Raw genomic sequence first — 25,444 nt, 5'->3', positions numbered from 1 at the left:
AAACATGAAAAAGAATCTGCCAAAAAAATGGGTACAAAATTTAAAAATTTTAGATGTCGCACTACAGCCGATTTTAAATATTCATACAGGCAGAATTTTTGCCGTTGAAGCACTCTTGAGAAACTATGAAGAGGTCGGTTTTAGTTCCATTTTTGATCTCTTTGATGCAGTTTATGAGGATAATCTTCTCTACTCTTTTGATTTAAAACTTAGAAAAAAAGCCATCAAGAAGTTTGTAGAAATTGAGGGTCATGAAAAGATGAAGCTCTTTTACAACCTTGACAACAGGGTTTTGGAGATGCCTGATTTTTCACATGGAAATACCATGAAACTGCTTGAGCGTTACGGTATGAGTAAAAAAAGTATCTGTTTTGAGATATCAGAGCGGCATGAAATCTCAAATACTCTAAAAATGCAAGAGGTGCTTGCACACTACAAAGAGGAGAAGTACTGCATCGCCATAGATGATTTTGGTGTGGGACACTCCGGCTACAAACTTCTCTATGACACAAAGCCCGACATTATCAAGATAGATAGATTTTTCCTTACCGATATCGACACCGACAGCAAAAAAAAGATTATGTCGCGCAGCATCACGCATCTTGCTATTCAACTTGGGATAAAAGTTATCGCAGAGGGGATTGAGACAAAAGAGGAGCTTTTTGCATGCAGAGATATCGGGTGTCACTTCATCCAAGGCTATTTCATTCAAAAACCCACAAAAAAAGCATCAGAGATTTTACAAGAGTATGAAAATATAGCTCAAATTCTCAGTAGCGAAAAGAGAGTAAGTCTTGGCAACTACCAAACCGAAACTTATCTTGACAAAAATCCCTCTCTTTGTATCGACACGGAGATGGGTGTAGTTATCAAACATTTTCAAAAAAACCCACATATCGAGACGGCTGTTATAGTCAACGCAAACGATGAACCTATGGGCATTTTACTGGAGAGCAAAATCAAAGAGTATATCTACTCGCCTTATGGCAGATCGCTCATGACAAACAGTACAACTATGAAACTCAAGCTTAAAAATCTCCTACAGCCTTGCGGTGTTACAGAGGTAAATGCCAACATGTCCACCATCATTGAGCTTTTCTCCAACAACCCTGAGTCTGTAGGTATCATCCTAACCAACAACGCAAAGTACTATGGTTTTTTATCGGCAAGAGCCATCATCACTATCATGAATGAGCAAAATCTTCTCTATGCCAGAGAGCAAAATCCTCTTACAAAACTCCCTGGAAACTCTATGATAGAAAAATATCTTTACGAAGTAAGCACAAGTCAGGAGTTTTACATCCTTTGCTATCTTGATTTGGATAATTTTAAGGCATTTAACGATGCTTACGGCTTTAGAAACGGGGATAGAGCCATCATCCTCTTTGCGGACATCCTCAAAAAAAACCTCTCTCAAGAGTTTTTTAAAGCACACATCGGCGGAGATGACTTTTTTATAGCTATCCAGAGCAGTTACGAAGATGATCAAAAACAGATAGACGCTATCATGAAAATAGTAAAAAAGTTTTGCGATGACACAAGAGAACTCTACTCAAAAGAGGACAAAGAAAACGGCTACATTCTCTCTAGTGACAGAGAAGGAAACAAAAAAAAGTTTCCGCTTCTAAGTGTGAGCGCATCGGTGCTTATGGTGAGAAGTTCATCAAAAAAAAGGGATGTGGACACGCTTAATGAGATTTTCTCTTTTCAAAAAAAGGTAGCAAAACAGGAAGCCAACCACATCTCTATAAGCTGTATGCTTTAAAGTCTTATTATAACTGTTTTGATATAATTCCCAAAAATCAAAGAGCATTTATGATAAGAAAAACTTTTAAAACAATTAGTGCAAGCGAAAAACTAAAAAGCTTTATACAGAAGTACAACATCCCTGCGGACTATCTTTTTCCAAATAGGCGGATGGTTTCTAAAGGGGTTTTCATAGGACTCTTTATCGCTTTTATCCCGATGCCGATGCAGATGTTAGCTGTTGTAGCCGTTATCCCTTTTACGCGCTTTAATGTGCCTATCGCGCTCTCCATGTGCTGGCTCAGCAACCCTTTTACTATGCCTCCGATGTACTATATGGAGTATTTGACGGGGAGTTTTTTACTTGGTATGGAGACAACACCGGTAAAGCTGACACTGGAGTGGTTTAGCGACAACATCGGCAATATTTTTATCCCCCTCTATGTAGGAACAGCTTTTTACTCTGTTTTTGGCTCGATTCTGGGCTACTATCTTGTCAATCTTCTCTGGAGAAACTCTGTTCGAAAAGATCAAGAAGATCGTAAAAATGGAAATGGAAAGTATGAATCAAAGAAGAAAGAGGAACTCTAAACCGCCCTCTTTTTAAAGTAAACCCAAGCGACAACCCCAACTACACTCATCGCCAAACTCATAACCTGCCCTTGCGTTATAGCATCACAACAAATATACCCTATCTGAACATCAGGTGCGCGCCAGATTTCGGCTATGGCACGGAGAAGCCCGTAGCTGATACCGTAAACCAAAATCAACTCTCCACTGAATTTTTGATATTTTTTGTAGATATAGACGACTAAAAATACCCCAAATCCCTCTAAAACCGCCTCGTAGAGTTGTGAGGGGTGACGCAAAATGCCATCAACCAAGATACCCCATGGTACATCCGTCTCTCGCCCTATAAGCTCTTGATTTAAAAAGTTGCCGATGCGCCCAAAAACAAATGCAAGCGGTACGCTTATGGCGACCAAATCCATAATCTTGCCAAAGGCGATTTTATGTTTTTTGGAGTAGATGTAGGTACTTAGCAAAAAACCCAAAACAGCACCGTGATAACTCATGCCTCTTATGCCTACAAATTCACCGTTTGAAAAAGGGTTGAAAATCTGCCACGGGTGTGAGAGGTAGTAGAGCGTGTGCGTGTCGTAAAAGAGGATATAGCCAAGCCTTGCACCCAAGATAACGCCTATCTCGACATAGATAAAATAGGCATCTATCTCTTTGCCGCCAAAATCAAGGCTCTCTTTTTTGATAAAGTACTTCCCGATATAAAGTGCCGTGAGAAGTGCCAAAACATACATAATCCCATACCAATGTACGGGTATGAAGAGCGTAAAAGCTACGGGATTAAATGTCTCGTATATGTTGTTCCACGCCGACATTAGTCTCTTAATGCCTCGGCGATAAGCTCTATAGGGTTTTTAAAGATTTGTGGTGCATCTACATAGTTCATGGAAGCGTTTATCTGCATACGGCATGCACTGCACTCAGAGCTGACAAAGTCAGCTTTTGTCTCTTTTATCATAGCCGCCTTTGGAAGTCCTGCCGCTTTAGCAAGATGGTACTTCTCGCTTTGCATCGTCACACCGCCAAATCCGCAACATGTATTTGGGTCACTCATCTCTTTGATGGTGTAGTTCTGCGAGATAAGATTGCGTGGCTCTTTGTGGATACCTTGCATTTTTCTTGCGTGACACGGGTCATGATAAGTAACGATTTTTGGGTCTTTTTTCTTTGATGCAAGTATCTTGCTAAGCTCTGTATGTTTCTCAAGCCACTCTGTCGCCATAAAGATTTTATCTTTCAAAGCCACAGCCCTTGCTTTCCACTCCGGCTGGTCGTGAAAGTAGTGTTCATAGTCGATTTTCAGCATCGCCGAACATGTAGCCTCTGGAACTATGATAGCCTCAACATCCTTGCTAAAACTCTCAAAATACTCAATGTTGAACTTTGCGTTATAGTCAACCGTGTCGAAATCTCCCGTAAAATAGGCAGGTGCAGAACAGCACTTTTGGTCTTTTGCCAAAAATGCGTCAATGCCCAAATGCTCCAATATCTCCAAAAGAGAGTTTCCGACATTTACATAGTTGTAGTTGCCCAAACACCCTATAAAGATGGCGACTTTTCTTTTGCCGCCATTGCTGATATTTTCTGGATGTGAGTTCAAAAATGATGTTTTTCTAAGGCTAGGAAGCAGTCTGTCCGCTCTTAGCATCGGTAAGTTGAAACGAGAACTCATAGAATCGATATCTGCTTGAATCTTAAACCCGCATGTCTGAAACACCCAGCCGAGTTTAAATGCTATATCGTTAAGCCAGCGGTGGCGAAGAAGCAGGAAGAAAGCTTTTTTGTACCAAGCGATGCCGAATTTTTTGCCTATATCGGCACGAACCTGCTCTATAACCATATCCGTAGGAAGCGATTTTGGGCAGACTTCAACGCACGCTGTACATAAAAAGCAACTCTCAAAGATGGCTTTTGCGTTTGCATCTAGCTCAAGATTGCCTCTTTGGTATGCTCCCAAAAGGTCTAAAAATCCCCGTGGAGATGTAACTTCATCGGCATTGACATTGTGGATGGTACAAACAGGGATACACTTTCCGCACTTGATACAATCATCTGTTATAGATTTAAAATCAAATATATCTTGTGGTGTATGACTCATCGCTAAACCGTTTTAGAGAATGTTTTTGCATTTGCGGCATGTTTTTTCATGTAAGCATCAAAAGGCATAGCAATATTTCTTATAAGCAGAGTTCCCGTTTGGCTGCACTCTATAAAATCATCGTTCATACTCAGTAGTTCATCATCTTCAAAAGGTTTTAACGCCTCTATCGCATCCGCAAAATAGGATTTAAACTCAACGCCATAGAGCTTTTCAAATCTTTTTATATCAAGCTTGAAGTTGCTCATAAGCTCCATAATGACAAATTGTCTGATTTGGTCGTCTCTGTTTAGAACGATTCCTCTCTCAAATGGAAGTTGTCCCGCATCGATAGCCTCTTCATACTCATGCATCTCTTTAGTGTTTTGTGCATAATAGTCCACACCCTCGCCGATGGAAGTAAGCCCCACGCCCACCAAATCAGCTCCGCCTTTGGTAGTATAACCTTGGAAATTTCTATGCAATTCCCCTTTTTCTATCGCTTTGAAAAGCTCATCCTCAGGCTTTGCGAAGTGATCCATTCCTATCATTTTGTAGCCATGAGAGGTTAAAAAACTGATAGTATGTTGCATGATACGGAGCTTCTCATCAGGCAACGGAAGCGTTGTTTCATCAATTTTGCGCATAGTCTTTTTCATCCAAGGCACATGGGCGTAGTTAAACACCGCAAATCTGTCTGGATTTAGTGTGAGGGAGAGTTCAAGAGTCTCTTTAAAAGTCTCTAAATTTTGGTAAGGAAGCCCGTAAATAAGGTCAACATTTACAGAGTGCATACCGTATTTTCTAGCCAAATCCATCGCATCTTTTGTGATAGCGTAGGGCTGGATTCTGTGAACGGCTTGTTGGACTTTTTCGTTAAAATCCTGCAAACCGAAGCTCACACGGTTAAAACCGTTCTCACTTAGGACTTTCATCTGCTCTTCATTTATGTGACGAGGGTCAATCTCACAGCTGATTTCTGCATCTTTTACGAAATTTGGAAAAAATGATTTTATCTCTTTGATAACCTCTTCTAGTTGCGGTGCATTGAAAAAAGTAGGAGTTCCGCCGCCAAAGTGCATCTGAATCACTTCACGAGAACAATCCACATAAGAAGCGAGTATCTTTAGCTCTCTTTTGAGGTAGTCGATGTAGCGAACCATCTTGTCCTCTTTAGAGGTAAAGACAACATTACAACCGCAAAAATAGCATGCATTTTTACAAAAGGGCAGGTGAAAGTAGAGGCTTAGGGGACGAGAAGAGTCTTGAGATTTGAGTTTTTGAATGTACTCATCATAACCAAAAGAGTCGCTAAACTCCAAAGCCGTCGGATAGCTTGTATAGCGAGGTCCCGGTTTTGAGTATTTTGTAAATTTTGTAAAATCTAGCATAATAAATAGTCCATTTCTTATAATTTGGCGATTATCTCTAAAAAGTGTTGAAAGGCTAATTAATTTAGTTTTTTAATTTCCCTGCTAATCTTTGATAGACTTCACAACTCTGTAGAAGTTCATTGTGTTTTCCGCTTGCGATAATCTTCCCTTTTTGCATCACCAAAATCATATCTGCATGCTCTATCGTGCTAAGTCTATGGGCTATCGTTATGGTGATTTTATCTTTTGAGTAAGCGATGAGGGCATCTTGTATGCGCTTTTCGCTCTCATTGTCCAGTGCGGATGTCGCCTCATCAAAGAGCAGAAGCGAGGCGTGTTTATAGATGGCTCTGGCGATGGCGATGCGTTGTCTCTGTCCGCCTGAGAGGTTTGAGCCAAACTCCTCCATTTTTGTATATATGCCATCTTCAAGCAACTCAACAAATCCCCATGCATCTGCCAAAACAAGCGCATTTTTCACTCGCACTTCATCAATCTCTTGTCCGTACGCAACATTTGCCGCTAAGGTGTCTTGAAAAATATAGATTCTTTGTGTCACTAAAGAGATGTGATGTTTAAGAGAATCTTGCGTAAACTCTTTTATATTCGTGCCATTTATGAGAATCTTGCCCTCGTTTGGGTCATAAAAGCGTAAAAGCATGTTTATAAATGTACTTTTACCGCCGCCGCTATCTCCTACAAGAGCTATATTTTGTCCCTGTTTTATCTCAACATTTACGCCATCAAGTGCATAACCCTCGTCATAAGCAAGTTTTACACCTCTAAACTCTATATGCGCTATATCTTCTTTTAAAACTTTTGTACCGTCAGTTATCTTGTTTTGTATATCTAAAAGCTCAAATACACGCGCACTTGCGGCAACGGCATCTTGGATTTTTGAGTAGATGGAACCGATGCGGCGAATAGGCTGAAAAACAAGCCCCACAGCGGTGATAAAAGCGGTAAACTCACCCACACTCATGCGTCCCTCATAAACCTCTTTGCCGCCTACAAAGATAACCGCCGCAAGTCCGGCTGCTCCTACTATCTCCATAAGCGGCGAGACAATATCTCCGACATAAACCGACTTCATATTTATCTTGAAAAACTGCCAATTTTGCGTACTAAAACGCCCCATCTCAAACTTAGCGGTTGCATTTGCCTTGATAATTTCGCTGTTGTTAAACACCTCGGTAAGGCGGCTCACAACATCTGCGTTTTTCTCTTGGGAGCGGCGCGAGTACTTTTTAAGTTTTTTTCCAATTTGCAAAATAGGGTAAATCGCCAACGGTAAAAGTACAAGGGAGTAAAAAGCAAGAGTTGGATTGAGATAGATAACATAGCCAACAAGTGCGACAGTGGTCAAACTCTCGCGAAGCAATTCTGGGAGCATGTTAGAGACAAAATAGCGAATACGCTCGATGTCATTCGTCACACGGGAGATAAGCTCGCCGCTTCGGTTTTGGTAAAGATACGACATATCAAAGTTGATGATTTTTTCTAAAAGTATCTCTCGAAATCTTGTAACGATATGCTGCCCAACATAGCTCATAAAAACTGACTGCATATATCTGCCTACCGACTTAAAAAAGTAGATACCCACAAGCCCAAACGGGATGAGATAGAGCATCTCCTCTTTTTTCTCTATAAACATCTCATCCATAAGCGGCTTCATGATATGCGCCGTCGCCGTCGTCGCACTCACCGTAAAAATCATACCGATGAGCACTAAAAAATACTCAAATTTGTACTCTTTCATATATGGCAAATAACGTTTCAATATTTTTTTCAAAGCAGTTCCAAAACTCTTATTTTGTGCGAATTTTATCTAAAAAGCGCTGAATAATCTTTTTTTCATTCTCTTTTGTGTAAAATCCTCTCTTACAAAAAATGAATAGGTTTTTATGAAAAAAAATATTGCTGAAGTTTGCCTTGCCCATGGACTTGGCGGACTAGAACTCTCTGCCGTAAATTGTTTTGAATACTTTAAAAACATAACAGAATGCCATATCATTGTTGCGCCAAATACAAAACTGGATGATTTTATAAAGAGCGAAAAAAAAACCGCCATTAAGCGCAATAAATTTTTTCCATTTATCCCAGCACTGCAACTCGCAAAATTTATAGATAACAATGACATAGACATCGTTCATTTTCACTGGGGCAAAGACATAATAACTGTTGTTTTAGCGAAGTTATTCAGCAAAAAAAAGCCAAAAATCATCCACTCGAGACATATGAATATGACGAGATTTAAGGATGATTTCTACCATCGATGGCTCTATAAAAATATCGACCTGCTCCATGCAGTAACCAAACAAATAGAAGAGCAGATGCAAAAGTTTATTCCTCAAGAGATCAGACCACCAGTAAAGACTATATACCTTGGTGCAAAAGAGTCTCAGGTTGATATGCAAAAAGTTGAGGATTTAAGAACCAAATATGAGTTAAAAGATGCGTTTGTAGTCGGCATAGTTGGTCGAATCTGTGAGGACAAAGGGCAGTATATCGTTATAGAGGCTCTAGCAAAACTTAAAGAGTACAACATTAAAGCACTCATTGTAGGTCATACTATGAGCGAAGCGTACCTTGCGGAGCTCGAAGAGAGAGTGAAAAGTTTGGGAATGCAAGAGAGAGTTATCTTTAGCGGCTTTACAAAAGATGTAAGCGAACACATAAGTCTTTGCGATGTTACAGTTTTGGCAAGCCAAAAAGAGACATTTGGGCTAGTTGTTATAGAGTCAATGATGCACAAAGTATGCACCATCGCGACAGACAGAGGCGGACCGCTAGAAATTATTCAAGATGGTATAGATGGGCTTCTTTTTGATAGAACCACTGAAGATTTGGCAGAGAAAATAGAGTATCTCTACAAAAATACTCATATCAAAGAGTCACTTTCACAAGCAGGCTATGAAAAAGCCAAGAGAGAGTTTGACTATGACACTCAGATGCAAAAAATCTACGATGCAGTGCAAAGCCTCTAAATGAAAATCTGTATAGTAAAGCTCTCAGCAATGGGCGATATCATCCACGCAATGGTCGCGTTGCAATTTATTAAAAAAGCGTTGCCAACTTCGCAAATTGATTGGGTTGTTGAGAGGGCGTTTGCGGATGTACTTAAAAACAATCCCCATATTGATAACATTTTATCCATAAACCTCAAATCGCTCAAAAAGAGAAAGAGCGAGATTTTTACTCAGTACAAAATCCTAAAAACCTACTCAAAAAACGACTATGACATCATCATAGATGCGCAAGGGCTTCTCAAATCCGCCATCGTGGCTAAAATCATCGGCGCAAAAGCGGTTGCGGGTTTTGACAAAGAGTCTATCCGTGAGGGTATCGCCTCTCTTTTTTATGACAAAAAAGTCTCCATTGCTTACGATGCCAACACCATAGACAGAAATGTTGCCGTGCTTTGTGAACCGCTTGGCATAAAAGTCTCAAGTGAAGAGATTGTAAAAAAAGAGAAATTTTTGTTTGCATCTTCGCATGTGTCAAATCTTCCCGAAAAATTCAATATTTTTGTCATAGGTTCGACGTGGGAGAGCAGAAACTACCCAAAAGAGAAGTTTGCACAGATTGCAGAGGCACTCAAAATACCCACGCTTATAGTCTGGGGAAGTGATGAAGAGCATAAAAAGGCTCTTTGGATGCAGGAACACTCAGAGTATTTGAAACTGCTTCCTCGCGGCTCGTTAGATGAACTAAAAGATGTTATCTCTCAATGTTCATTGCTCATAGGAAACGACACAGGACCAACACACATGGCATGGGGGCTCAATGTGCCGTCCATCACTATCTTTGGACCGACACCGACAAATCGTGTCTATGTCACGCCCATAAACAAAGTGGTAAAATCTTCAAGCGTTGTAAATCACTACAAGCTTAACAAAAACGACTTTTCTATACAAGAGATAGAGTCAAAAAAAATTATTAAAATAGCGATAAATTTAAACAAGGATATTAAATTATGAATATATTAGCATTTACAGCAACTGGTAATTTATCAACATTTGGTAGTTTACGACCCGAGCTAGAGATATATATATCTTTAGCAAAAGCTGGACATAAGATAATTTTAATGGCGCAAGAAAATGGTATATACTCCCCAAGACTAGCAGAATATGGAATTAAAGTTATTGATGCTGTACATGAAAAAAAGATAGATTTAAAAAATATTTTAATAGCCAAAAAAATTATTAAAGAAAATAAAATAGACATAGTATATGCAACATCATCAAGAGGTATTTCAAATGCCATCTTTGCATGTATGGGTACAGATACAAAACTCGTAACCTACAGAGGCACAACAGGAGGGCTGTATAGGTACGATCCAAGCGCATATCTTAATGCGCTAAATCCCAGAGTTGACGGTGTCATATGTGTTTCAGAATCAGTAGAGCGGCATGTAAAAAAACAGCTCTTCAGCAATAAACAAAAAGCCGTTACAATATATAAGGGTCATGACATAAATTGGTATAATCAGAGTCCGATAGATTTAGAGAAGTTAGGTACAAACAAAGACAACTTTAATATTGCATTCGTTGGCAATATAAGACCTCATAAGGGGCTTGCATATGTTATACAAGCCGCAAATTATCTTTCTGATATTAAAAATTTACATATTCTTCTCATAGGAAGTAAAATAGATCAAGAACCATATATTTCCGATATAAAAAAAAGCGGTATGAGCAAACGCATACATATTTGTGGATATAGAGACGATGTTCCAAGCATAGTTTCGGCATGCAATGTTTTGATACACGCTTCAACAAGAAAAGAGGGCCTTCCAAGAGTAATTTTGGAATCTTTAGCGAGCGGCACCCCCGTCATTGCTTCAGCAAATGAAAGCTCACTCGAGATAATAGAAAACAGAGTGAACGGCTTTATAGTTCCTCTAAAAGACGCAAAAGCTATAGCCCTTAAAATTAGAGAACTGCATGATTCGCCACAGACCTTAGAAAAATTAAAATTGCATGCAAAAGACGTAATTAAAGATAAAATGTCACATGAAACAACAGTTAAAAAATATATTGACTTTTTTGAATCATTACTAAAAAATTAATTTAAATTTATTTACGCGGAAAACAAAAATGACAAAACAAAATACAGCAATAATTTGCTTATCTCCAAACTTTGGGGGAATGGAAATTGATGCTATAAAACTATCACAGAAGCTTAGTTGTCATACAAATGTAATTACTATTGCTAAAAAAAACAGCTTTATTGCAAACAATTATTTAGAATATATCACAAATGATAGCAGTCTTATTATTGAAACAATAGATTTTAATTCCTCTATAAGCTTATCAATATATTTAAAAACAAAACAAATTATAAAGAAGCACAATATTAAAAATATTATTTTTTTCGGTGCAAGCGAATTAAAATCACTCTATTTTTCTTTTTTAGGTTTAGATATAAATTTAATAATAAGGCATGGAACAGCAAAAACCAGACCTAAAAAAGACTTGTTTCACAAACTGATTTATAGCAGTGTCAATTATCATATTGCTGTAAGCCATTATTTAGAAAAAAATATTAAAACAATCATCCCGATAGGTAAAAATACTAAAATTAAAGTTATATATCCTTCCATTAAAGCTATTGATATGACTAATGAACATACGAATGAAATAAGAATTGTTCATACAGGGAGAATAGCATCGGGTAAAGGACAATTAGATGCTATACTGGCTTGCGAAATTTTATATTTAAACAAAATAGATTTTAATTTAAATATATTAGGTAACTTTGAAAACCAAAAATATAAACAAGAATTTATGAAAATTTATAACAGTCTTGCATATAAAAATAAAATAAACTTAATAGGCTTTACTAGCGATGTAAATTCATTCTTAAGTTCTTCAAATATCTTTCTTTTTCCGAGCTACGGTGAAGGTTTTGGCAATTCTTTTATAGAAGCTTTAAATAATGGCTTAGTTGGGATAAGCTACAATAACACTACTTTTCTCGAGTTTTCTGATTTGGGTTTGTATTTTCACAAAGTTGAGAATAAAAATATGCAACAGCTACAACAAGCTCTTTTAAATATAGCTAATAACATGGAAGATGAATTGAAAAAGAGCATTACAAACAGGGATATTATACAAAATGTTTTTTCCGTTGAAAATGAAATTATGTCCTATTTGGAAATATTAATATGAATAAGGCTATCAATAGAAACCATCTTGTTTTATACATATACTTTTTTAGCTTTATAACACCTCTAAATCTATTTAAAAGCCAACTTTTTATCACAACCACACTTCTTCTTATAGGTTGGCTATTAACATTAAGAGAAAACGATTATATAACCAAAATCAAAGAAATTTTCAATTTTAAACCATTTCTACTTCTTTTTATTTTTTTTATATACACATATATTTCTCTCTTTTGGTCATCAGATTTAAAAGAGGGTTGGAAAATGCAACATTATTTCAAGTACTACTTCATCATAATACCTGTTCTTGCAAGTACATTAACAGCTCAAGAGGCAAAAAATACTTTTAAATTTTTTATTATTAGTCTCGGTTCTTATGCAGTTAGTAGTATTTTGGCATTTTTAAAAATAATAACTATCAGTAAAACGCCAGAGAACCCTATTGGGAATCTTGCATATTCTGTTGCAACTCCGTTTTTAGTTGTTGGTTTTTTTTCGTCTATACTTCTTGCGATGAACGAAACAAATAATAGACTAAAATACTTATTTTATTTCATAGCACTTGTGTGTTTTATTGGAGTTTTTATACATAACGGCCGTGCAGGTCAAGTTGCTTTTTTTGGAACTACTTTTGTATTTATTATTATCTATATTAAAAAATTACTTATTCCTAAAAATTTTATTATTGCTTTATCCTTAGGTGTTCTCTCAATTACTTCAATATTCATTCTTGAAAAAAACGAACGTTTCTCAAAAGGAATTGAAGAAATAAACCTTTATCTAACAAAAGGGAATTTTGAAGGAAGTTGGGGAGCAAGAGCATATCTGTCGAACGGTGCAGTTGAAGGCATCAGAAATAATCCTTTTTTTGGTGTTGGATCTGGTGGCAATACTGATGAAATGCTTAAATTTCAGAAAAAGAATCATTCAAAATTTAGTGGAATCCTGACAGCGACTCATAACCTTCATTTAGATTTATTACTAAAATATGGTTTTTTTGGCTATCTACTCTTCATAAGCAGTATTATGTCATTAATTTTTTTATTTTTAAAAAGTAATCAGAAATTATATGCTTTAATTGGGATTGTATTTTTTTCTGTAATGTTTTTTACTGGACTAGGAGATGATATATTAACTATCAAACCTTTTAATAATGTTTTTATAATTATTTTTATTCTTCTTTCTGTAATTTATATCGAAAATCAAAAAATAATTCAAAAGCAATTATATAAAAATACAATAGCATGACACTACAGTATAATTAATTTTTAAATAATAATAAAGTTGTATCGAGACGATTTAGGTATTGTGTTATATTATGAGCAAAAGGAATCAATGTGTCATTAAAAGGTAAAATTCTAGAAGTTTTATTGCAAAAAAAAATACATGAACCAATTAATCATAAAGAAATTCATAAAATCTTACTTATCAGAAATGCAAGAATTGGAGATGCCATATGTGCTTTTCCATTATTAAGAGAACTCAAAAATGGATTTCCTGATGCAGAAATTGATGTATATGCAAGTCACCATTCTGATTTTTTATTCAAGAAGCTTTCTTATGTTAAAAATATTTTTACAAAATTTCGTAAAAAAGATTTTTATAAAACATGGTCACAAATACGATTAATGAAATCTAGAAAATATGATTTAATAATTGAAGCTATGCCAATGAAATTTGGATTAGAATTAAGTGTTTGGTATATGAAACCTAGGTGGATTATCAGCTTAAGCGTAAGTGATGGTGATCAAAAACTAGATATTTGTCGTGATGATTTAACATACTATGACGCATTAATGCCTAAAAACAACAACCAACACATGGTTAGATATTTATGTGGCATGCTTCCATTGATTGGAATTTATAACTATTCTACAAAAATGGAATTTCCAAAAGACGATAAAAAATATATTTATGCTCAGCAATTCATTTCAAAACTTCCTCTAGGAAAAAAGATTGCTTTGAATGTTGATTCATCAAGTTTGACAAGAAATTTATATAAAGAACAAATTATTCAATTGGCAAATGCGCTAAAAAACTATACTATAATAATTTTATCTCTGCCTACCAGACAAACAGAAATAAAAAAAATTATACAAAATTATAATTTAAAAAATTGTATATTAAGCTATCCAACTAAAACAATTTTTGATGCAGCAGAGCTTCTTCGGTCATGCAATCTTTTAATTTCTCCTGATACAAGTTTAATCCATATTGCATCCGCGTTAGACTTACCAACCATTGGAATTTATAGAAACAATGATGATCATATTAATTTATGGAAACCATTAAGTAGCATTCATTATGTTGTTCGCTCTTCTGTGGATGGGTATAATACCATTGAAGGATTTGATATTCATGAAGTGGCTTCAATTGCCGATAAAATTTTATGCTAAAGAACTAAATTGAAAAAATACACATATACCTTAATTAATGACGCAAAGATTTCTGAAGAGTTCATTATACGCATCAAGAACTACTTTACCAACTCATCTCATTCTATCCACAAAGCAAGAAACGAGATAAAAATCATAGATTTTCAAGGCAAAGAATTTGTAGTAAAATCTTTTAAAATCCCAAACATCTTCAACAAAATAGTCTATACATTTTTTAGAGATTCAAAAGCGAAAAAATCTTATGAAAATAGTGTTAAAATCATAGAGTTTGTGCCAAAACCCATTGGTTACATAGAGTTTAAAAAATTTGGTTTCATCAATGAAAGCTACTTCATTAGTGAAAAGTTTGACTATGATTTTACCATAAGAGAACCGCTACTTCAAGCTGATTTTAAAGATAAAGAGGAAGTATTTAAAGCCTTTGCAAGATTTACTTACAAACTTCACGAACAAGGTATCTTTCATCTTGATTACTCACCTGGCAATATCCTTATAAAAGAAGAAAATGAGGACTATATATTTAAGATAGTAGATATAAACAGAATGGAATTTAAACCTCTCGATTTAGATGAGAGACTAAAAAACTTTGCTAAACTTTGGGCGAAAGATGATGATCTGGAAGTAATAATCAAAGAGTACACCAGCCTTATGGGCAAAGATGAACAAAGCTGCATAGATAGTGCGCTTAAATACTCTCAGGCTCATAAAGATAGAAAGAATATGAAAAAAAGACTAAGAGGTGTAGAAGTTGTCGATTAAAAATATCTCTTGTGTTATTATCGTTAAAAACGCCGCTTCTACCATAGATGCCACTCTCACTTCTCTTATATCTTTTAAAGATGTTGTTTTGTACGACAACGGCTCAACGGATGCAACTCTTGAGATTGCAAAAAAATACTCAAATGTTACCATCTTTCAAGGCGAATTCTTGGGATTTGGTCCGACAAAAAACCTAGCTTGTTCCTTTGCAAAAAATGATTGGGTGCTCTCACTAGATGCAGATGAAGTTTTGTCAGATGAGTTTATAAAGAATCTAACCCTCATCGAGTTAAACAACAAAAATATATACACTATTTTAAGAGAAAACTACTATAAAACCACCCAGATAAAGCACTGCTGGGGGGATGACGTAATAGTGAGGCTCTTTAACAGAACTAAAACAGCTTTTACAGATGAAAAAGTGCATGAAAAAGTGATTGAAAAAAGTTTTAATACAGCACCGATAGAAGGAAGCATAAAACACTATCCATACGCAACTATTACCGACTTCATAATAAAACTTGACCGCTACTCAAGCGCATTTGCCGTTGACTACGCAGGCAAAAAAAGCTCTTCTCCAAGCAAAGCCTTTTTTAACGGACTTTTCTCATTTTTTAAGACCTATATTTTAAAAAGAGGCTTTTTGGACGGCTATGCCGGATTGGTGATAGCATTTTCCCATATGGCTACGAATTTCTACAAATATATAAAACTTTATGAGCTAAACCAAGAGAAAAAATAGCTTGTCAGATTTCAGACAGCTCTGCTTTTACTTTAGCAAAAAGCTCTTCTCTCTTCTCTTTATCACTCGGCAAACTAAAATGCTTTTGCAACTTTTCGTCTCCGACACTCTTCCACCTTCTAGCACTTGCAAAAAGGTTGTCCGCAAAAAATGTCATTGTCGGTATTCCCACAAGTGAAGCTATATGGTAAGTTCCAGTTGAAGTAGAGATAAAAAGCCTGAAATTACTTACAAGTTTCGCAAAATAGACAAGCCCCTCAAGCGAGAGATAAAAAACTGCATTTACATCAAAGAGTCTCTTTTGCATCTCTTCATAAAGGGCTTTTTCATCAGGACCAAATGTCAGTACGACTTGGTATTTACCGACTTTTATAACTTCACGGATAAAAGTTTCATACTCATCAAGATTCCAGTTTGCATCGCTTGAGCCTCCAAAACCCACATGAAAAGCAACTACATCTTTGGTTATTTGATACTTTTTGCAAAAATCATCATAGATATTTTTTGCATCTCCAAACTCCAAAAGCGGTTTTTTATACTCTAAATTTATATCGCTAAAAAGAGCTTTTGTTAGCTCTAAGTTATACTCAAACTCCGCCATTTTAACTTCGCTTCTTCTTTGCACAACTCTTTTGTTATAAAAAATTTGAGCTATTTTTGTAGCGGGTGCTATGCGTTTTGGGATGCGTGCAAAAAACTGGGCAATTGCAACTCTCGTATTTGAAAAAAGGGTTATGGAAGCGTCTATTTTTGCCTCTTTTAGCTTTGCAACCAACCCCCAAAAACTTCCGCCCTCATCAACTATAACCTCATCTATAAAGTCACAACTCTGTGCTAATGCTCTGTTAAGAGGTGCGACACAAGCGATGATTCTATTTTGGGGATTGTACTGTTTTAGCACATAAAATGTGGGAAGAGCCGTTATAAAATCACCGAGTTTATCTGTGCGCACTACTAAAATGTTCATTATTTGCCTCTACAAAAAAGTATCAAAAATGATACTTCCCCACACAACAACAAAAAGGGAGATACTTAAAAAAACTACAGTACTTCCAACATCCTTTGCTCTTCCCGCCATCTCATGATGCTCTAAGGTAACAAGGTCAACAACCCTCTCAATTGCGCTATTTGCCGCCTCTGCAATAAGCATAAGCATAAGAGAGATAAACATAAGAAGCTTGTTTGAGAGCGTTGTTTCAATGAAAAAAATGGCAGGCAATAAAACGAGAAAAAGCAGAAGCTCCAACTTAAAAGAAGATTCGTTCTTTATCAAATCCCGCAACCCTTTGAGTGCGTAAGAGGTGTTTTTAAAAAAATTATATTTTGGCTGGTTTCGCAATGCTGTTTCCTTTTTAAACTCTAAGGCGATTTTATCCCAAAAAGGTTATAATTCGCCTTATGAAACAGCCATATATCTGGGATAACTATTCGGATCAGCCCTATCCGCTCAAAGACAAAACTTACAAAAAAGAGATGCGCAAAAGGGAGTTTGGCTCACTTTTAAAGACCTTTTTCATCGCTCTTGTCGCACTTCCTATCTCACTCATACTTACGCCGTTTGTAAAAAGAAAACAGATAGATTCAAACGGCTTTTTTTGCATCGGTATCGACTTTGAGAGAGAGCCTGAAGCGACGCTTGCGATGATTGAAGAGCTTGGAGTAGAGAGAGTTTTGGTGCGCTTGAAGCTTTGGGAGATGGAGAAACTTCCGCTTTTAAAAGAGTTTCTGCTTCTTTGTCATGATAAAAAAGTGACGCTCAAAATCCTGCAAGATAGAGAGCATGTTGAGGATTTGGCACTTTTACAAAGAGATTTGGAGAACATTTTTAGCACACTTGGCGAAATAGTAGATATTTTTGAAATCGGCTCAACCATAAACAGGGCAAAATGGGGATTTTTCAGCGTTGATGAGTACGGCAGTTTTTATAAAGTCGCTTATGACTTAAAAATCTCAAAATACCCAAATATCAAGCTTATCGGCAGTGGCGTTATAGACTTTGAGTACCACTTCACGGCGCATACGCTTTTTAATTTTTTCGACTACCGTTATGACGGGGTATCGTCGCTTCTCTATGTTGATAGACGGGGCGCACCCGAAAATATGCAGATGGGCTTTACTCTGCTAGACAAAATCTCACTTCTTACAACCATGGTTTGGCTTAGCCCAAAAAGTGCGCACAAACTCCACATAACAGAGACCAACTGGCCCATAAGCGGCACTGCTCCCTACGCTCCGACAAGCGAATGTGAGTGTGTGAGCGAGGAGCTTTATGCCGCCTACATGTTACGCTACCACCTCCTTGCTTTTGCCTCGCAACAGGTTGATTCTCTCTCGTGGCATCAGCTTGTTGCAGCGGGTTACGGGCTTGTCGATAACAGAGAGGGTTTACGCAAAAGAGAGGCTTATGAAGTCTATAAGTACATGGTTCACACACTCAAAAATGCGGAGTTTTTACGCCTTGATATCAAAAGAGGACATCATATACTCCAATGTTTGTTAGAGAATGACGAACTGCTCCAAATCCACTGGTCACTGCAACCAAAAAGCATAAAAAATGAGGATATTTTTAGACCTTTTTCAAGCAGCGGTGCAGAGATAGAGGACGAATTTTTAGAGATTGGCGCAGAGCCGATTTATATATTTATAGAGTAGGCAAAACATGAAAATACTTATCATCTTACCAAACTGGCTAGGCGACGCCGTTATGGCAACTCCTGCCATAGAACTTTTATCTGCTTACTATCCAAGAGCGGAGTTTACTTTTGTAGGCAGTTTTGTAGCTATTGAAGCACTCAAATACCATCCTCTTTGCAAAAATGCCATAGTCGATGAGACAAAAAAAGCTCCAAACAGAGTAAAAGCCACCTATGAACTTGCCAAAAAACTAGGCAGTTTTGACATGGCACTCTCTTTTAGAAACCAAATCCACTCTTCACTGCTCCTAAAACTAACGGGAAGTGTGCTTTGCATCGCCAAAAAGTCGTGGCACTCTATGTTTTTGCTCTCCCACACTCCTACCATCAAAGCAGACAAACACCTTGCCAAACAGTACGCCGAGCTTGCCATGATAAATACCGACGCATGGGACAAAAATACGCCACCGCTAAAGCTCTACATCGAACCAAAAAAGTTTGACAAACCCATGATGGGCATAAACGCAGGAGCAACATACGGGAGTGCCAAAAGATGGTATCCTGAGAGATTTGCGGCAGTCGCAAAAGAGTATAGCGAGCATTACGACATCATCATCTTTGGCGGTCCAAACGAGGTGGAGATGGCAAAAGAGATTGAGACAAACCTCAAAGCATCACATGTGACAAACTACACAAACTTAGCAGGAAAGACAACCATAAAAGAGCTTTGTTCACTTATCGGCGGATGCTCTTTGTTTGTGACAAACGACAGCGGACCGATGCATGTAGCCGCCGCATATGGCGTCCCGACCGTATCCATTTTCGGACCGACAAAACACACAGAAACTTCTCAATGGATGAATAAAAAGAGCATCATCGTCAGACACGAGATGGCTTGCGCCCCATGCATGAGAAGAGAGTGTCCTCTGGGACATCATGAGTGCATGAAGAGCATAGAAGCCGCAGAGGTTGTAGAGGCAGTAAGAGAGCTAAACCTTTAACTCCCCTGTATCCTCTCTATGGTCTTTGTAGTACTCTTCCCATCCACAAAATCGACAAGTCTCAACTCCCCAGAAAATTCAGCTCCCACAACATCTTTACCCTTATAGTCGCCACCTTTTACAAGTATATCGGGGGAGACCATTTTTATGAGTTCATATGGCGTATCATCCTCAAAAGGCACGACAAAATCAACCGCTTCAAGAGCCGCCAAGATGTACGCTCTATCCTCGGCTATATTTACAGGTCTTGATTCGCCTTTGAGTCTTTTTACCGATGCGTCGGAGTTAAGTCCGACTATAAGTACATCCCCAAAACTCTTTGCCTCTTGAAGGTACTTCACATGCCCGACATGCAAGATGTCAAAACAGCCGTTTGTAAAGACGACTTTTTTACCGTTTTTGCGGTATCTATCAACCACTGCTTTTATCTCGTCAAAGCTCTTTATATGTGCATCAGAGGTACTTTTATGCAGAGTTGCCTCATACTCTTCTATCTCGTCAAGACTAACCGTTGCAGAGCCAATTTTGCCTACAACCACACCTGCCGCAAGATTTGCAAACGATGCAGCTTTTTCTATATTTGCACCAGCACTAAGAGCGTATGCAATGGAAGCTATAACAGTATCTCCCGCACCCGTTACATCAAAAACCTCTTTTGCTAGCGTAGGAAAAATCTTCATTTCATCCCCGTAAGTCGCTATACCGTCTTCTGAGAGGGTAATCATAGAGATACCTAACTCACACTCACTTTTAAGTTTTAAAAGAGCCTCTTCAAGCGTATCTCTATCTTTTATATCTATTTTAGTAGCAATCATCGCCTCTTTTTTATTTGGCGTAAGAAGATATGCACCCTTGTATTTGCTATAGTCGCTCCCCTTTGGATCAACCAAAACTTTTACGCTGTTTTTTGAACAAAGCTTTACAATCCCTTGACATAGCTCATCGCTTAAAACACCCTTGCCGTAGTCAGAAAGTATTACCGCATCATAGTTATGCATCACATCTTGCAAAGAACTTACGATATCATCTGCTATACTTTTTGATATCTGCTCCTTACTCTCTTTGTCATATCGTAAAATTTGTTGCGAGCTTGCTATCACTCGACTTTTTTTTGATGTTTTTCTACCCTTTTGAGTAACTATGTTTGAAGTATCGACACCAAGAGAGCGAAGCATGCCTACAAGTTCGACACCGATATCATCATCGCCTATAACACTGCTAACAGAGACTTTCGCCCCCAAAGTCACAAGGTTGTTTATAACATTTCCTGCACCGCCAAGAACGGTTGTCTCTTTTGCGATATCAACAACCTGCACGGGAGCTTCTGGAGAAATTCTCTCACAACTTCCCCACAGATAGTGGTCTATCATCAAATCACCGACAACCAAAATACGAGGATGCAAACCTTTAAAATTTTTCATTTTTTCACTTCTTGTTCATAAATTCTTCTGATTTCACCGACATAAGCTTTTATACCATCTTCCATCTCAAAACGAGGTTCATACCCAAGCACCTCTTTTGTTGTAGAGATATCCGCCTCCGTATGAAACTGGTAACTCCCGACAAACGGATTTGGGATATATTCGCAAGGCAAACTAGTTTCTAGCTCATGCTGCAAAATATCCACTATATCTTGAAAACTTCTAGCCCTGCCCGTTCCGACATTAAAAATCCCGCTCTCTTTTGCGCTCATCGCTTTTATGTTTGCCTGAATGATATCTTCTATATAGATAAAATCCCTTAAAATCTTATCGCTGTTTTCAAAAAGACGAGGATTTTTACCTGAAAGTATCTGATGACCAAACTGCAAAACCATAGATGCGGTGGTGTTTTTAAAGTACTCTCTTGCACCGTAAACATTAAAGTATCTAAGCCCGACTATTTTACTATCGCTTTTACCCATATATTCACGGCTCAAATTGTCCATGCAAAGTTTTGAAAAACCGTAAACATTTTGCGGTACTTCATGCCCTACTCTCTGAGGAGATGGCGCATTTCCGTAAGTTGCGGCAGATGATGCGTAAATCATATTTGCGCCATGGCTAATGGCAAGTTCGAGTAAATCTTTATAAGCATTTACATTTGTTTTTATCATCAAATCTTGCTCTAGTGCGGTAGTGTCAGAGATAGCAGCTTCATGAAAAATAGTGTCAAATTTATAATTTAATTCTAAGTTAAGCAACACATCTTTGTCATTGATATCGCCGCTTATCACTTCGCCACGGAAACCTATGAGATTTTTAAAATGTCCAAAACTTCTTAAGTTCCCATTAGAGAGGGTTTCACCGCTTCTAAATGAATCGAGAACTATAACTTTTGCTTCTGGATGATTCTCTTGAAAGTAAAATGCCAAGCTCGAACCTATGAAGCCTGCACCCCCAGTTATAAGGATTGTTTTGTCTTTTAAATCGTTATCAATGTATCTCATTTACACATCCGTATCTTCCTAAATTTAATAAAATGTTAACCAATAAACCATTAACATCTATTTAAGAGTAAAATCACTATAATTTGCCCGAAATTCATAAAAAAGGGTTAAAAATGAAAAAAATCGTATTATCAATCGTTGCATTAACTGCATCAACTGCTTTAATGGCTGCTGTAAACGCTGGAGCTTGTACTGGTTGTCATGGTGCTGACTGGAGCAAAGCTGCTCTTGGAAAGTCTAAAAACGTTGCTGAGATGACTCACGCTGATATCGCTGCTGCACTTAAAGGTTACAAAGCTGGTACATACGGCGGACCAATGAAAGGTCTTATGGCTGGTCAAGTTGCAAAATACTCTGAAGCAGAGTTAGACGCATTCGCTCAAACTATCGGTAAGTAATCTACCTAAGCCACGCCCCCTCGGGGATGGCTTTTTTCCTCTCTATTCTGGTCTATAATTTTCCTTCAAATTTTTTTTCTTCTGCTCTTGTTTTAAAGCATCATTGAGTTCCTCTTCGCCATCAAATTTTGCGGCATTTAAAAACTTCTCTTCATCATCAAACTGCCCATTTTTCACTGCCCACAAAAAAGCAAAAAGCGCAATCGCCCCCAAAAACAGGGATGCACCAAGCATCATAGCTATGACCCAATTATCCATACTTTACCCCTTTTTCCACTGGTTTTGGATACGCATAGAGTTGCCAACCACCAAAAGTGAACTCGCCGACATAGAGATAGCCGCAACAAGCGGTATAACATACCCAGCCATAGCTAAGGGAATGGTGAGCGCATTATAAACAAGAGAGATAAAGAGGTTTTGTTTTATCAAGCCAAACGTAGTAGTGCTTATCTTAAATGCCTCTTCAAGTGATTTTATAGAGTTATTTAAGAGCACCACATCCCCAACTTCAACAGCTATATCGCTCCCGCCGCCCATTGCGATACCTATGTCCGCAGATGCAAGTGCTAATATATCATTTACCCCATCTCCTACCATGACAACGTTTTTTGCTTCGTCATGAAGCTTGTTGATAAACTCTGCTTTACTTTGAGGTGTCTGCTCATACAAAACTCTCTCTATACCAACATTCAAAGCCACTTTTCTCGCCGCACTCTCATTGTCTCCTGTGAGCATAACGACATCAATGTGCATCTTTTTCATAGCAACAACCAGTTCTAAAACACCCTCTTTTACTCTATCTTCCAGCTCATAAACAGCGACAACTTTTTGGTTTATGGCAAAGCAGAAGAGCGTCGCATCGCTTGAAAAACCCATAACGATACCATTTGTCTCCAAAAGCTTTTTATTTCCTCCAAGCAGCCTTATATCTCCGAGTTCTGCCATCATGCCCTGCGAAGGGATTTGCGCAAAGAGATCAAAAGTGCATTCATGAAGATTTTCATTCTCTTGTTTGATAAATCTTGCCACCCCTTTAGCTATAGGGTGGTTTGAGGATGCTACAAAAGAGTAAAGCAAAGTCTTGTCAAATGGTTCAAAAATATGTTCTTTGACAACTTCTGGCTTTCCTGCCGTAATTGTTCCCGTCTTATCCAAAACAAGAACATTTGTTTTTGCCATCGTCTCAAGCCCAGCCGCCTCCTTAAAGAGGATGCCTTTTGATGCACCCAGCCCAAGCCCCACCAAAGTTGCAACCGGTGTCGCAAGAGCAAGCGCACATGGACAAGCGATAATAATTACAGAGATAGCCACCATCAAAGAGGTCTCAAAACTATGAGGCCACAACCACCACCCAAAAAATGTCAAAAGTGAAAGCGTCAAAATTACTAAGGAAAAGTGTTCTGAGAGTCTGTTTGCCATCTGCTGAATCTTTGGTTTTTTGTTGATAGCACTCTCTAAAAGCTTGACGATATTTGAGAGCGTTGAATGCCTAAAATCTTTAAGCACTTTAAAATGCACATCCGCATCAATGCTCACACTACCGCTGATTACGCTCATCCCGATACTTTTATGGATGGGGTCACTCTCTCCTGTTAAGCTTGACTCATCAAAAGAACCACTTCCTTTAGTAATCTCGCCATCGAGCAAAACCCTCTCTCCGCTTGAGACAACAACCACATCCCCAACCTGCACATCATCAAGTTTGATAGCGATTATCTTCTCTTCTTTGACTATTTTTATTTCACTCGGTATTGCGCTTGTTATCTTATCAAGCGTATCGGCCGCCTTTTTCTTACTTAAAACCTCTAAAAACTTTCCAATTAATACAAAGGTTATTATCATGCTTACAGAGTCAAAATAGGCTTCTCCGTTTTGGCTAATGGTAATATAAAGAGAATAGAAGTAGGCTAAAGTAGCCCCCGTTGCCACAAGCAAATCCATATTGACCACTTTTGTTTTAAGCCCGTAGTATGCACCCCTAAAAAAGACCCAACCGCTATAAAAAAGCACAGGTGTTGCAAGTATGCCCTCTGCTATGTTGAGGATGGTCTTGACATCTTGCGTTATCCCACTAAAGTATCCTGCATATTGCGCCACCGCAATCCACATAATGTTCATGGAGGCAAAAATAGCAACTGCCATCTTGAGGTAATACTCTTTTCTCTCCTTATTTGCATGCGACTCTTGTGCAAGAGCATCATAAGCAAATGCGTCATAACCGATAGAGCGAATGGTATCTATAATTTTTGAGAGTTTAACAACATCATCAGCCCAAAGTATTGTCGCTTTATTGTTTGTGAAGTTGATATTTGCCTCTATCACGCCATCCATTTTATGCAAAACTTTTTCATTGAGCCAAACACATGCAGAGCAGTGAATCCCCTCAATAACAAGTGAAACTTCACAAAAACCATCACTATTGACTTTGACATATCTGTCATAAAAAGATTGAGAATCAAAAGTAGCGGAGTCTTGAAGAGCTTGTATAGGTGGAGAAAGAGGGGTATTTTTACTTTTTTCATAAAAGCTACCCAGCCCCTCGTCTTCAAGCAGATGAAAAACTCCTTGACAACCATTACAGCAAAAGTAACGTTCACCCTCTTGTATCATAACAGATGGTTCAAACTCCAAATGGCAGTGGGAACACGCTATCTTAGAGGACAACTTCAAACTTTCCGAATTTTGTGTTTTTTTGGATTTTGTTCCATGGTGCCACATAACCACTCATACAGATATAAACGCCATACTCCTCAACACCTTTTGCAAATCCTATCGCCATACCCAAGTTAAAACTCGCTTCCACGCTATCTATCTCAAAGGGACGCATAGCACCTACAAAAATGATTTTTCTATTTTCAAATATCTCTGCTAAAAATTCGGCACTTAAGTGCATCGTATCTGTTCCATGAACTATCACAAAAGTATCATCCGTTGATTCTGCGATAATGCGTGCAAGCATTTTTCTATCATCAAGCGTCATATCTAAACTATCTTTGTATATTACTCCCGCAAGATCAAACTTTGCATCAGAACTCTTAAGTATCTCTTTTATCGCTTCATTACTGTATGGAATCTCAAGTTCTCCATTTAAAGGGTTATATTTTTTATTGAAAGTACCGCCACTGTTAAGTATCAACATT

24 protein-coding genes are annotated in these 25,444 nt (G+C 37.8%); 13 read left to right on the top strand and 11 right to left on the bottom strand.

Features of this window, described 5'->3' with window-relative positions; all coding sequences use genetic code 11:
• The first annotated feature begins 4 nt into the window (after nucleotides 1–4).
• Both AC6H4V_RS03020 and AC6H4V_RS03015 read left to right on the top strand, forming a co-directional pair.
• Nucleotides 5–1,765, top strand: a complete 1,761-nt coding sequence (locus AC6H4V_RS03020) for a GGDEF domain-containing protein (protein ID WP_497607417.1) — start codon at nucleotides 5–7, stop codon at nucleotides 1,763–1,765.
• Between the two features lie 50 nt (nucleotides 1,766–1,815).
• Nucleotides 1,816–2,337 (top strand): DUF2062 domain-containing protein, encoded by a 522-nt coding sequence (locus AC6H4V_RS03015; protein ID WP_497607416.1) that lies wholly within the window; start codon nucleotides 1,816–1,818, stop codon nucleotides 2,335–2,337.
• Here the strand turns inward: AC6H4V_RS03015 and lgt are convergent.
• The 4 genes from lgt to AC6H4V_RS02995 form a co-directional block, all read right to left on the bottom strand.
• Nucleotides 2,334–3,143, bottom strand: a complete 810-nt coding sequence (gene lgt, locus AC6H4V_RS03010; protein ID WP_497607415.1) for a prolipoprotein diacylglyceryl transferase — start codon at nucleotides 3,141–3,143, stop codon at nucleotides 2,334–2,336. The two genes, AC6H4V_RS03015 and lgt, sit on opposite strands and share 4 nt — an antisense overlap.
• Nucleotides 3,143–4,426: a (Fe-S)-binding protein gene (locus tag AC6H4V_RS03005; RefSeq protein WP_497607414.1), complete on the bottom strand. Its 1,284-nt coding sequence runs from the start codon at nucleotides 4,424–4,426 to the stop codon at nucleotides 3,143–3,145. The genes lgt and AC6H4V_RS03005 overlap by 1 nt, the downstream gene beginning before the upstream one ends.
• Before the next feature lie 2 nt (nucleotides 4,427–4,428).
• Nucleotides 4,429–5,796: an oxygen-independent coproporphyrinogen III oxidase gene (hemN, locus tag AC6H4V_RS03000; protein ID WP_497607413.1), complete on the bottom strand. Its 1,368-nt coding sequence runs from the start codon at nucleotides 5,794–5,796 to the stop codon at nucleotides 4,429–4,431.
• A gap of 64 nt (nucleotides 5,797–5,860) precedes the next feature.
• Complete coding sequence (locus tag AC6H4V_RS02995) at nucleotides 5,861–7,537, bottom strand: ABC transporter ATP-binding protein (RefSeq protein WP_497607412.1); 1,677 nt, start codon at nucleotides 7,535–7,537, stop codon at nucleotides 5,861–5,863.
• Nucleotides 7,538–7,682: 145 nt separating this feature from the next.
• On the opposite strand from AC6H4V_RS02995, the gene AC6H4V_RS02990 reads away from it, so the two are divergent.
• The 8 genes from AC6H4V_RS02990 (at nucleotide 7,683) to AC6H4V_RS02955 (ending at nucleotide 15,844) form a co-directional block, all read left to right on the top strand.
• Nucleotides 7,683–8,765, top strand: coding sequence for a glycosyltransferase family 4 protein (locus AC6H4V_RS02990; protein ID WP_497607411.1), 1,083 nt, complete (start codon nucleotides 7,683–7,685; stop codon nucleotides 8,763–8,765).
• Nucleotides 8,766–9,758: a lipopolysaccharide heptosyltransferase I gene (gene waaC, locus AC6H4V_RS02985; protein WP_497607410.1), complete on the top strand. Its 993-nt coding sequence runs from the start codon at nucleotides 8,766–8,768 to the stop codon at nucleotides 9,756–9,758. It begins immediately after the preceding gene.
• Nucleotides 9,755–10,849 (top strand): glycosyltransferase family 4 protein, encoded by a 1,095-nt coding sequence (locus tag AC6H4V_RS02980; protein ID WP_497607409.1) that lies wholly within the window; start codon nucleotides 9,755–9,757, stop codon nucleotides 10,847–10,849. Before waaC ends, AC6H4V_RS02980 begins: the two co-directional genes overlap by 4 nt.
• A 28-nt stretch (nucleotides 10,850–10,877) precedes the next feature.
• On the top strand, nucleotides 10,878–11,951 hold the full coding sequence (locus tag AC6H4V_RS02975; RefSeq protein WP_497607408.1) for a glycosyltransferase: 1,074 nt from the start codon (nucleotides 10,878–10,880) through the stop codon (nucleotides 11,949–11,951).
• Nucleotides 11,948–13,195: an O-antigen ligase family protein gene (locus AC6H4V_RS02970; protein ID WP_497607407.1), complete on the top strand. Its 1,248-nt coding sequence runs from the start codon at nucleotides 11,948–11,950 to the stop codon at nucleotides 13,193–13,195. Before AC6H4V_RS02975 ends, AC6H4V_RS02970 begins: the two co-directional genes overlap by 4 nt.
• An 89-nt stretch (nucleotides 13,196–13,284) precedes the next feature.
• On the top strand, nucleotides 13,285–14,343 hold the full coding sequence (locus AC6H4V_RS02965; protein WP_497607406.1) for a glycosyltransferase family 9 protein: 1,059 nt from the start codon (nucleotides 13,285–13,287) through the stop codon (nucleotides 14,341–14,343).
• A 9-nt stretch (nucleotides 14,344–14,352) separates the two neighbouring features.
• A complete protein-coding gene (locus AC6H4V_RS02960; protein WP_497607405.1) occupies nucleotides 14,353–15,102 on the top strand; it encodes a lipopolysaccharide kinase InaA family protein in 750 nt (249 codons plus the stop codon).
• Entirely contained in the window at nucleotides 15,092–15,844 is a 753-nt protein-coding gene (locus tag AC6H4V_RS02955) for a glycosyltransferase family 2 protein (RefSeq protein ID WP_497607404.1), read from the top strand. Before AC6H4V_RS02960 ends, AC6H4V_RS02955 begins: the two co-directional genes overlap by 11 nt.
• 4 nt (nucleotides 15,845–15,848) lie before the next feature.
• On the opposite strand, the gene AC6H4V_RS02950 is transcribed toward AC6H4V_RS02955, so the two are convergent.
• Nucleotides 15,849–16,811 carry a glycosyltransferase family 9 protein gene (locus tag AC6H4V_RS02950; protein WP_497607403.1) on the bottom strand — a complete coding sequence of 321 codons (963 nt, stop codon included), beginning with the start codon at nucleotides 16,809–16,811 and terminating at the stop codon, nucleotides 15,849–15,851.
• Nucleotides 16,812–16,820: 9 nt separating this feature from the next.
• A complete protein-coding gene (locus AC6H4V_RS02945) occupies nucleotides 16,821–17,183 on the bottom strand; it encodes a diacylglycerol kinase (RefSeq protein WP_497607402.1) in 363 nt (120 codons plus the stop codon).
• Nucleotides 17,184–17,242: 59 nt separating this feature from the next.
• Here AC6H4V_RS02945 and AC6H4V_RS02940 point away from each other — a divergent pair, with 59 nt between their 5' ends.
• Together AC6H4V_RS02940 and waaF are read left to right on the top strand one after the other, a co-directional pair.
• A complete protein-coding gene (locus AC6H4V_RS02940; protein ID WP_497607401.1) occupies nucleotides 17,243–18,496 on the top strand; it encodes a glycosyl hydrolase in 1,254 nt (417 codons plus the stop codon).
• 7 nt (nucleotides 18,497–18,503) lie between these two features.
• Nucleotides 18,504–19,478 (top strand): lipopolysaccharide heptosyltransferase II, encoded by a 975-nt coding sequence (gene waaF, locus AC6H4V_RS02935; protein ID WP_497607400.1) that lies wholly within the window; start codon nucleotides 18,504–18,506, stop codon nucleotides 19,476–19,478.
• On the opposite strand, the gene rfaE1 is transcribed toward waaF, so the two are convergent.
• Both rfaE1 and rfaD read right to left on the bottom strand, forming a co-directional pair.
• Nucleotides 19,475–20,899, bottom strand: a complete 1,425-nt coding sequence (rfaE1, locus tag AC6H4V_RS02930) for a D-glycero-beta-D-manno-heptose-7-phosphate kinase (RefSeq protein ID WP_497607399.1) — start codon at nucleotides 20,897–20,899, stop codon at nucleotides 19,475–19,477. The two genes, waaF and rfaE1, sit on opposite strands and share 4 nt — an antisense overlap.
• Nucleotides 20,896–21,906: an ADP-glyceromanno-heptose 6-epimerase gene (gene rfaD, locus AC6H4V_RS02925; protein ID WP_497607398.1), complete on the bottom strand. Its 1,011-nt coding sequence runs from the start codon at nucleotides 21,904–21,906 to the stop codon at nucleotides 20,896–20,898. Before rfaD ends, rfaE1 begins: the two co-directional genes overlap by 4 nt.
• A gap of 113 nt (nucleotides 21,907–22,019) precedes the next feature.
• Here rfaD and AC6H4V_RS02920 point away from each other — a divergent pair, with 113 nt between their 5' ends.
• Nucleotides 22,020–22,304: a c-type cytochrome gene (locus tag AC6H4V_RS02920; protein ID WP_497607397.1), complete on the top strand. Its 285-nt coding sequence runs from the start codon at nucleotides 22,020–22,022 to the stop codon at nucleotides 22,302–22,304.
• A 42-nt stretch (nucleotides 22,305–22,346) separates the two neighbouring features.
• Here the strand turns inward: AC6H4V_RS02920 and ccoS are convergent, their stop codons facing one another.
• From ccoS to AC6H4V_RS02905, 3 genes are read right to left on the bottom strand one after another with little or no spacing between them, the layout of a single operon-like run.
• Entirely contained in the window at nucleotides 22,347–22,562 is a 216-nt protein-coding gene (ccoS, locus tag AC6H4V_RS02915) for a cbb3-type cytochrome oxidase assembly protein CcoS (RefSeq protein ID WP_428731238.1), read from the bottom strand.
• Between the two features lie 3 nt (nucleotides 22,563–22,565).
• Complete coding sequence (locus AC6H4V_RS02910) at nucleotides 22,566–25,022, bottom strand: heavy metal translocating P-type ATPase (RefSeq protein WP_497607396.1); 2,457 nt, start codon at nucleotides 25,020–25,022, stop codon at nucleotides 22,566–22,568.
• Nucleotides 24,958–25,443, bottom strand: a complete 486-nt coding sequence (locus AC6H4V_RS02905) for an asparaginase domain-containing protein (RefSeq protein WP_497607395.1) — start codon at nucleotides 25,441–25,443, stop codon at nucleotides 24,958–24,960. Before AC6H4V_RS02905 ends, AC6H4V_RS02910 begins: the two co-directional genes overlap by 65 nt.
• Nucleotide 25,444: the final 1 nt, after the last annotated feature.

This window comes from Sulfurimonas lacustris (assembly GCF_059705355.1).
The sequence above is the reverse complement of the archived record's forward strand: the minus strand, read 5'-3'. Positions and strand labels throughout refer to the sequence as shown.

Excerpts from the sequence above, each read along its gene's own strand:
- AC6H4V_RS02950 (WP_497607403.1), bottom strand. The coding sequence starts at position 16,811 with ATGAACATTTTAGTAGTGCGCACAGATAAACTCGGTGATTTTATAACG.
- AC6H4V_RS02940 (WP_497607401.1), top strand. The coding sequence starts at position 17,243 with ATGAAACAGCCATATATCTGGGATAACTATTCGGATCAGCCCTATCCG.
- AC6H4V_RS03015 (WP_497607416.1), top strand. The coding sequence starts at position 1,816 with ATGATAAGAAAAACTTTTAAAACAATTAGTGCAAGCGAAAAACTAAAA.
- AC6H4V_RS02980 (WP_497607409.1), top strand. The coding sequence starts at position 9,755 with ATGAATATATTAGCATTTACAGCAACTGGTAATTTATCAACATTTGGT.
- waaF (WP_497607400.1), top strand. The coding sequence starts at position 18,504 with ATGAAAATACTTATCATCTTACCAAACTGGCTAGGCGACGCCGTTATG.
- rfaE1 (WP_497607399.1), bottom strand. The coding sequence starts at position 20,899 with ATGAAAAATTTTAAAGGTTTGCATCCTCGTATTTTGGTTGTCGGTGAT.
- AC6H4V_RS02970 (WP_497607407.1), top strand. The coding sequence starts at position 11,948 with ATGAATAAGGCTATCAATAGAAACCATCTTGTTTTATACATATACTTT.
- AC6H4V_RS03005 (WP_497607414.1), bottom strand. The coding sequence starts at position 4,426 with ATGAGTCATACACCACAAGATATATTTGATTTTAAATCTATAACAGAT.
- rfaD (WP_497607398.1), bottom strand. The coding sequence starts at position 21,906 with ATGAGATACATTGATAACGATTTAAAAGACAAAACAATCCTTATAACT.
- AC6H4V_RS02920 (WP_497607397.1), top strand. The coding sequence starts at position 22,020 with ATGAAAAAAATCGTATTATCAATCGTTGCATTAACTGCATCAACTGCT.
- AC6H4V_RS02995 (WP_497607412.1), bottom strand. The coding sequence starts at position 7,537 with ATGAAAGAGTACAAATTTGAGTATTTTTTAGTGCTCATCGGTATGATT.
- AC6H4V_RS02990 (WP_497607411.1), top strand. The coding sequence starts at position 7,683 with ATGAAAAAAAATATTGCTGAAGTTTGCCTTGCCCATGGACTTGGCGGA.
- AC6H4V_RS02905 (WP_497607395.1), bottom strand. The coding sequence starts at position 25,443 with ATGTTGATACTTAACAGTGGCGGTACTTTCAATAAAAAATATAACCCT.
- waaC (WP_497607410.1), top strand. The coding sequence starts at position 8,766 with ATGAAAATCTGTATAGTAAAGCTCTCAGCAATGGGCGATATCATCCAC.
- AC6H4V_RS02975 (WP_497607408.1), top strand. The coding sequence starts at position 10,878 with ATGACAAAACAAAATACAGCAATAATTTGCTTATCTCCAAACTTTGGG.
- AC6H4V_RS02910 (WP_497607396.1), bottom strand. The coding sequence starts at position 25,022 with ATGTGGCACCATGGAACAAAATCCAAAAAAACACAAAATTCGGAAAGT.
- AC6H4V_RS03020 (WP_497607417.1), top strand. The coding sequence starts at position 5 with ATGAAAAAGAATCTGCCAAAAAAATGGGTACAAAATTTAAAAATTTTA.
- ccoS (WP_428731238.1), bottom strand. The coding sequence starts at position 22,562 with ATGGATAATTGGGTCATAGCTATGATGCTTGGTGCATCCCTGTTTTTG.
- lgt (WP_497607415.1), bottom strand. The coding sequence starts at position 3,143 with ATGTCGGCGTGGAACAACATATACGAGACATTTAATCCCGTAGCTTTT.
- hemN (WP_497607413.1), bottom strand. The coding sequence starts at position 5,796 with ATGCTAGATTTTACAAAATTTACAAAATACTCAAAACCGGGACCTCGC.